Source organism: Sphingomonas sp. GM_Shp_2, assembly GCF_026540875.1.
In the GTDB taxonomy this organism is placed as follows: domain Bacteria; phylum Pseudomonadota; class Alphaproteobacteria; order Sphingomonadales; family Sphingomonadaceae; genus Sphingomonas; species Sphingomonas carotinifaciens.
On record NZ_JALNUQ010000054.1, the window covers coordinates 20,427 to 27,986 of the forward strand.

4 protein-coding genes are annotated in these 7,560 nt (G+C 67.7%); 1 reads left to right on the forward strand and 3 read right to left on the reverse strand.

All coding sequences use genetic code 11. The features are described 5' to 3' along the window. Positions 1-15: 15 nt before the first annotated feature. The gene (locus OXR08_RS15840) at positions 16-2,529 is read left to right on the forward strand and encodes a TonB-dependent receptor (RefSeq protein WP_267351338.1); all 2,514 of its coding nucleotides are present in this window, start codon (positions 16-18) and stop codon (positions 2,527-2,529) included. A 272-nt stretch (positions 2,530-2,801) separates the two neighbouring features. Here the strand turns inward: OXR08_RS15840 and OXR08_RS15845 are convergent, their stop codons facing one another. From OXR08_RS15845 to OXR08_RS15855, 3 genes are read right to left on the reverse strand one after another with little or no spacing between them, the layout of a single operon-like run. After that, positions 2,802-3,932: a glycoside hydrolase family 68 protein gene (locus tag OXR08_RS15845; RefSeq protein WP_267351340.1), complete on the reverse strand. Its 1,131-nt coding sequence runs from the start codon at positions 3,930-3,932 to the stop codon at positions 2,802-2,804. 32 nt (positions 3,933-3,964) lie between these two features. After that, positions 3,965-6,079 (reverse strand): alpha-galactosidase, encoded by a 2,115-nt coding sequence (locus OXR08_RS15850; protein WP_267351342.1) that lies wholly within the window; start codon positions 6,077-6,079, stop codon positions 3,965-3,967. After that, positions 6,076-7,410 (reverse strand): MFS transporter, encoded by a 1,335-nt coding sequence (locus OXR08_RS15855; protein WP_267351344.1) that lies wholly within the window; start codon positions 7,408-7,410, stop codon positions 6,076-6,078. The genes OXR08_RS15850 and OXR08_RS15855 overlap by 4 nt, the downstream gene beginning before the upstream one ends. Between the last annotated feature and the right edge of the window lie 150 nt (positions 7,411-7,560).

Sequence of the window (7,560 nt, forward strand, 5' to 3'; positions counted from 1 at the left end):
GAGAGGAAGAGCTGAATGAGCAAGGTTGCGCTTCGTTGCTGTGCGTCGGGGATCGTGCTGTCCCTGGCGTGGACCATGCCCGCCACGGCGCAGACCGCTCCCGCCGCGACCGAGGCACCGGCCACCGATACCGATGCGGCGCCGCAAGCCGCCGCCGAGCAGAGCGACGACATCGTCGTGACGGCGACCAGCGGCGAGCGTTCGCGCTTCCGCAGCTCGATCTCGGTGTCGCAGGTCAGCCAGGATGCGATCCGCAACTTCACGCCGCGCTCCGAGGCGGAGGTGCTGCGCAACATCCCCGGCCTCCAGCCGTCCGACACCGCCGGCCCCGGCGGTAACGCCAATATCGGCGTGCGCGGCATTCCGGTGTCGACGGGCGGTTCGGAATATGTGGCATTGCAGGAAGACGGCCTGCCCGTCACGCTGTTCGGCGACATCAACTTCGGCAACAACGACTACTGGGTTCGCTTCGACCAGAATGTCGAGCGGGTGGAAGCGGTGCGCGGCGGTTCGTCCTCCACCTTCGCCAGCCAGGCGCCGGGTGCGGTGATCAACTATCTGAGCAAGACCGGCGACCGCGCAGGCGGTTCGGCCGCTTTCTCCAAGGGGCTGGATTTCCGCGAGAACCGGGTCGATTTCGATTATGGCGCGCCGATCAGCGACAGCTTGCGCTTCCATGTCGGCGGCTTTGCGCGCAACGGCGGCGGCCTGACCAACGAGGATTTCAACATCCTGCGCGGTTATCAGATCAAGGCCAACGTCACCAAGGACCTGCCCGACAATCGCGGCTATGTCCGCCTGCTGTTCAAGCGGTTGGACGAACAGGCGCCGACGAGTGCGGCGACGCCGGCACTGGCGCGGGTCCAGGGCAACAAGATCACCGACTTCTCGGCACTGCCCGGCCTCGATCCGCGCGACGGCTCCACCTATTCGATCTACAATCGCGCCTTCCAGTTCCGCGACTATGACGGGCAGCTTCGCTCCGCCGAGGTGGAGGGTATCCACCCGCGCGTCACCTCGATCGGCGGGCAGTTGCATTACGAGTTCGACAATGGCGTGACGGTGGACGACACCATCCGCTACCAGGACATGAGCGGCAACTTCACCACGCAGTTCGCCAATGCGCTGGCGACCTCGAGCCTGCTGGGATCGACGGTGAACGGCCAGCGGGTGGGGGCGATCCGCTATGCCGCCGGCCCGAACGCAGGCCAGCTTTTCACCGGCCAGTTCGTCAACAACAACCCCAACATCAACACCTTGATGAAGGACATGGGGAATTTCGCCAACAACCTGACGGTGTCGGGCAAATATGACGTGCTGGGCGGGTCGCTGCGCGCCACCGCCGGCTGGTTCCACATGAGCCAGACGATCCGGCAGGACTGGCACGTCAACCGCCAGTATAGCGAGCTGGTCGGCGAGAATGCCGCGCCGCTCGACCTGTTCTCCACCACCGGCGCGCGGCTGACCGCGGCGGGGCAGGCGGGCTTCAACGACAATTGGGGCACCTGCTGCGCGCGGCGCGTCGACCTGACCTACACCAACGATGCGCCCTTCGTGTCGCTGTCCTACGAGAATGGCGGCCTCGACCTGGACGGCAGCGTCCGGTTCGACACGGTGAAGGGCGAGGGCAGCGCGCAGAACGGCGTGCAGGGCCCGGTGACGGTGGTGAACGGCGCGGCGATCCCGTCGCTGGTGCTGAACCCGGCCGCCGAGCGGATCGATTACCGCGACAGCTATGTCAGCTGGTCGTTCGGCGCGCTCTATGCGCTCAACACGCATACCAGCCTGTTCGCGCGGGTCAGCCGCGGTGGCCGCTTCAATGCCGACCGGCGCGTGCTGAGCGGCAACTTCAACGCGGACGGCTCGCTCAACACGCAAGGCCGCAACACCTCGGTCAACTTCCTCAACCAGCAGGAAATCGGCTGGAAGCAGCGCGGCGAGGTGATGAGCGGCAGCTATTCGGTCGAAGTTACCGGCTTCCGCTCGACGCTGACCGAGAATAACTTCGACTTCACCCGGCTGACCAACCTGCCGCCGAACAACAATCCCAACATCTCGAACAGCTATCGTTCGATGGGTATCGAGTTCACCGGCCGGTTCAACCTGGGCAATTTCCGCCTGGCGGCCGACGCGACCTATATCGAATCGAAGATCACCGACAGCGCGACGCCGGCCCTGCGCGGCAATCGTCCGGGTGGCCAGCCCAAGTTCATCTACCTGATCTCGCCATCCTATGATGCGGGTTTCTTTGCCGGCGGCGTCAGCGTCAGCGGCCAGACGAGCGTGCCGCTGGACGACTTCAACACGCTGAGCGTGAAGGGGTCGACCTTCCTCAACGGCTATCTGAAGGTGCGTCCGACCGATCAGATCGAGGTGGGGCTGAATGCCAACAACCTGCTGAACACCCTGGGCTTCCGCGGCGGCGGTACGGTGGTGCCGCTGGTCCCGGCATCGGCGACCAGCACGCTGTTCCAGGCGACCGCGGTCTATGGTCGCACGGTGACGGCGTCGATCCGGTATAATTTCTGATCGATAGGTAGGGGTGACAAGGGCGGGGTCGGTGAGGAGCCGGCCCCGTTTTTGTTTGGTTGATGCCCTCCCCCTTCGGGGAGAGGGAGGGGCCCGCCGCGAAGCGGTGGGAGGGTGAGGGGCAGACCAGCAGTGTGGCTACCCCTCACCCTTCCCACTGCCTGATGGCAGCGGGCCCCTTCCAGCATCAGGTCGTTCATGCCCCCAGCATGAACTAAATAGCACGGGGTGCTATTTCCCTGATGCTCCCCGGAGGGGAGAGGATGAGCAAATCACTTGATCGTCACCCGGTCGCCTTCAATCGACAGGCGGAAGAAGGGCGCCGCCGTGCCGCCGAACTGCGCGCGGCGTAAGGCCGGATCGGCGGGATCGCGCCCTGCCAACCCCCAGGCGTCGACGAAGCTGATCACGTCCAGCTCGCCCGTCACCCACCAGCAATAGGCCTGATAGGGCTCCGCCGCCGGGTTCGCCGCGACCAGCCCGGTGCCGTTCACCGGCCGCCACGGACCCGCCATCGATTCCGCGACCATCGCGTACAGCCCAGTGACGCCGGGCAGGCCGGGGGCGAAGCGCTTCCCTTGCGTCGACCAGAACAGATAATAGCGCCCGTCCCGGTGGATGACATGCGGGCGTTCCAGCTCGCTGTTGGTGCCGATCGACTCGACCGGCGGCGCGATCAGCATCCAGCGGTCGCCCTCGCGCCGCGCCGCGCCGATCACGCCGTCATGCACATCGTCCACCCAGCCGGCCGATCCGACGAACAGCAGATATTCGGCGCCGTCGACGGGATCGCGGAAATAGCCGGGGTCGCGGAAACCCTTGATCCGGTCGTCCACCGCCTCGCGCTGATCGGCGACCAGATAGGTGGCGCCATCGGCGGCGACCGATTCGACCGGCTTGGTCCAGTCGCCGGTGCGCGGGGTCCCCGCATCGACCAGGAAGCGCCCTTGCGTCTCGAACAGGCGCTGCTCAAAGGTACGGGGGCCGCCGGGCCGGCCGGAGGCGGTGAAGTACAGGGTAAGCGTCTCTGCGTCGTCGCCCAGCACCGCACAGCCGGACCATTCGCGGCTGCCGGGCGTGACGCCGGGATCGAACGTCCAGCCATGATCGCGCCAGCCATCGGCGCCGTGACTGGTCAGGCGGATGCGCGCTGCGTCATGGCGCATATCGGGATCGGGAAACCGCTCGGTCGCCAGAAAGAACCAGAAGCTGCGGCCGTCGACGATCACCGTCGAACCATCCGCGCGCTGGATCTGCCACATGTCCCACAGGTCCAGCCCCGGCGCGATCGGCACCACGTCGGCCGCGCCGAACACGGGCAGCGACGCGTGCGGCAACTGCTCCGGGATGCCGGCCACCGCGTCGGCGGACCAGTGCGAGGGAAGGGGATCGAGTAACGGCATCGACAATGGTCCTGGCATGGAAGGAGTGACGGTCAGGAAGAGCGGGTGAGGCGGAACAGCGCGACGCTTTCCGCCTTCATCGCCGGCATGGGCAGGCCCGCGGTCGCCAGCGCATCGCCGCCGATCACGACGCCGCCGCCTCGCATCGCGGCGAACAGCGGCGCATCGGGCGCGGGGTGGCCGGGCACGGTGGCGATCTCCAGCAGCGCGACGCGTACGTCCCCCGCGCCGGCCAGCATCGGCAGCACGATCGGCGGCGGGCGGCGCAGCGTGGTGGGCGCGACGCGGGTGACGTGCAGGATCAGGTCGTCCGGCTCCCCATGCGCCTGCCAGACCAGTCCGTCCGGCCCTTCGCCCAGCCACACGCGCCCGCTGTGCAGCCGTTCGCGCAAAGCCTTGTAGCGGGCGATGCCGGCGGCGAGCAGGCCCGCCTCGTCCGCGGCCATGTCGGCCGGGTCCAGCTCGACGCCGAAATGGCCGGGCAGCGCGACCGCGGCGCGAAACGCCATGCCTTGTGCACGGCCGGTGGAATGGGCGGGTGCGGCGCCGACATGCGCGCCCATCATCTCCGGCGGCATGAACATCAGGAAGCCGCGCTGCATCGACACGCGCGACACCGCGTCGATGCAGTCGCTGGTCCAGAAGCGGTGCGTGCGCGCGGCGATGCCGGCATCGATCCGGCCGCCGCCGCCGGCGCAGGACTCGATCTCCACCGCCGGGTGCGCGCCACCCAGCCGGTCGAGCAGAGCGTAGACGCCGCGCACCTGCGCCACATAGGCTGCGTGGCCATCCGCGCCGGCGGCGGGCGCCAGATCGCGGTTATGGTCCCATTTCAGATAAGCGATCGGCAACCCGGTCAGCAGCGCGTCCAGCCGCGCGAACAGATGGTCGCGCACCGCAGCCCTGCCGAGGTCGAGGACAAGCTGGTTGCGCGCGGTGATGCGCGGCACGCCGTCCACCGCCAGCACCCAATCGGGATGCGCGCGATACAGGTTACTGTCGGGATTGATCATTTCCGGTTCGACCCAAAGGCCGAACTCCATGCCCAGATCCATGACATGGGTTGCCAGCGGCGCCAGTCCGTCCGGATATTTGCGTGCGTCCGGCTCCCAGTCGCCAAGGGCCGCGGTGTCGTCGTCACGGCCGCGGAACCAGCCATCGTCCAGCACGAAGCGTTCGACGCCCAGATCGGCGGCGCGCGTGGCAAGTGCCTTCAGCGCGGCCTCGTCATGGTCGAAGTAGAAACCCTCCCAACTGTTGATGTGCACCGGGCGGGGGCGCATCCCCTCCGTCGGCCAGGGCGCGCGGGCGCGGATCGCGGCATGGAACGCCTGTACCGCGCCGTTCAGGCCGGCGTTGGAACAGGTGGCGAGCAGGTCGGGCGTCGCCAGGCTCTCGCCCGGCGCCAGAGATACCTCGCCGGGGGCCAGCGCCATTCCCATCTGCAGGACCCAGTAACCTTCGTCGTCCCGCTCGACGAGCAGCCGGTGATTGCCCGACCAGGCCAGTTGTGCGGCATGGACGCGGCCGGCATGGCGGGTCGCCCCCGGCCCCTCGACGAACAGGCCTGGCGGGCCGGCATGGCCGGTCAGCCCGCGACGGCCCTCCCGCGTCCAGCCTTGCGCGGGCATCGGCTCCACCGCCTCGACGAACTCGGCATTGTGGCGGCCGGTGAAGTGGCGGATCGCGGTGCAGTCGTGCGGCAGGGGCAGGGTGCCGCTCGCCAGCCAGTCGACGCTCAGCGGCGTGTCGCCGGTGTTGGTCAGCGTGGCGGACAGGGTGAGCATGTCGCCCGCCACCGCGATCCGCTGTACCAGCGTCAGGCCGGCGTCGTCGTCGCGCAGATGCACGGTGATCGCATCCGCGCCGCGATCGATGTCCTGCGTCGTGAAGCGATGCGCGAAGTGGCGGCCGCCGCGATGCGCGCGCAGCGCCGCCGGGCCGAACCAGCCGGCGCCATAGGCGGGGACCAGCGCCAGCGGTTGATCGACATCCAGCGAGAAGGAGGCGGGGGCCCGCAGATCGGCCAGCGCCGGCAGCGTGTCGTCGTCCAGCCGGCCGCCCCACCAGCGCCATAGCGGCGTGCCGTCGCCGCGGCGTTCCAGCACCATGCTCGTCGTGGGGCCGTGCAGGGCCAAGGCGCTCATGCCGCGGTCGCGCCCACGGGCAGGCCGGCGGCATTGCGCTCCCGCACCGAGAAGACCGCGGCGGCGGCGGCGAACATCAGCACGCCGCACAGGCTCAGCACATGACGCGGGTCGCCGCCCAGCAGCGGCTGATAGGCAAAGGGCATCGTCGCCGCGAACAGCAGCATCGGGATGACGATCATCATGTTGAAGATGCCCATATAGACGCCGTTGCGCTCGGGTGGGATCGACCCGGCCAGGATTACGTACGGGTTGCCCATGATGCTCGCCCAGCCGAGGCCGACGCCGATCGCGGGCACGAACAGCAGCGCCTTGGTCTCGATATGCGGCAGCCACAGCATGCCGATCCCGGCAAGCACCAGACAGGCGGCATGAAGCGGGGCCGCGCCGATGCGCCGGGCAAGCGGCACCATCGCAAAGGCAGCGATAAAGGCGACGCCGTTGTAGAAAGCCGCCATCTCGCCATTGGCCAGCACGGCGGAATGGAAGCCCGACGAATTGGCCTGGGCGGTGCCATAGACCGACCGGCCGATGGCATAGATGATGTACGCCCAGTATCCGCCCATCGCATACCATTGGAACAGGCTCATCAGCGCCAGCTTGCGCATCGCCACCGGCATGTCGCGGATCGCGGTGCCGATCTCGGCCAGTACCGCACCGGGGGACTTGGACTGGGCGGCGATGCGGGCCTTTTCCTCGGGCTCCAGCGGCAGTTCGGGCACGCGCCGGATCGACCAGAGGATGGTGGTCAGCGACAGGACCGCGCCCGCCATGAACGTCACCCGCGCGGTATAGGGGATGTTGTGCGCGTCGACCCAGTCCTGGTTCATGCCCAAGAAGACGAGGATGGAAGGCGTGAGGAAGGCGAGCATCTGGGCCAGGCCGGTGAACGCGCTTTGCGTCAGGAAGCCCAGTCCGTGCTGCGGCGCGTCCAGCCGGTCCGCGACATAGGCGCGGTACGGCTCCATCGTGATGTTGTTGCCCGCGTCCAGGATCCACAACAGCGACGCCGCCATCAACAGCGATGCGCTCAGCGGCATGAAGAACAGCCCCAGCGCGCACAGCACCGCGCCGAACAGGAAATAGGGGGTGCGCCGCCCGAACCGGCTGTCCGTCCGATCGCTCATCGCGCCGATGATCGGCTGCACCACCAGCCCGGTGATCGGCCCGGCGAGCAGCAGCAGCGGCAGGCTCGCCTCCTCGGCGCCCAGATAGCTGTAGATCGGGGCCATGTTGCCCTGCTGCAGGCCGAAGGAGAATTGCAGGCCGAAAAAGCCCAGGTTCATCTCCAATATGCGGGCGAGCGGCAGATGGGGCTTGGGTTTGCGCATCCGGAACGATCCTCTGTCGGGAAAACCCGTCTTTCGCGGATTTGGCCGCATCCTAGCTGTTTGCGTGCAAACCGCAACAATCGTTTGCAGAAGTGCGAACATGCCCGATAACGGGACAGTTTCACCGATTGTCCCGAATTGAGCCCGGCT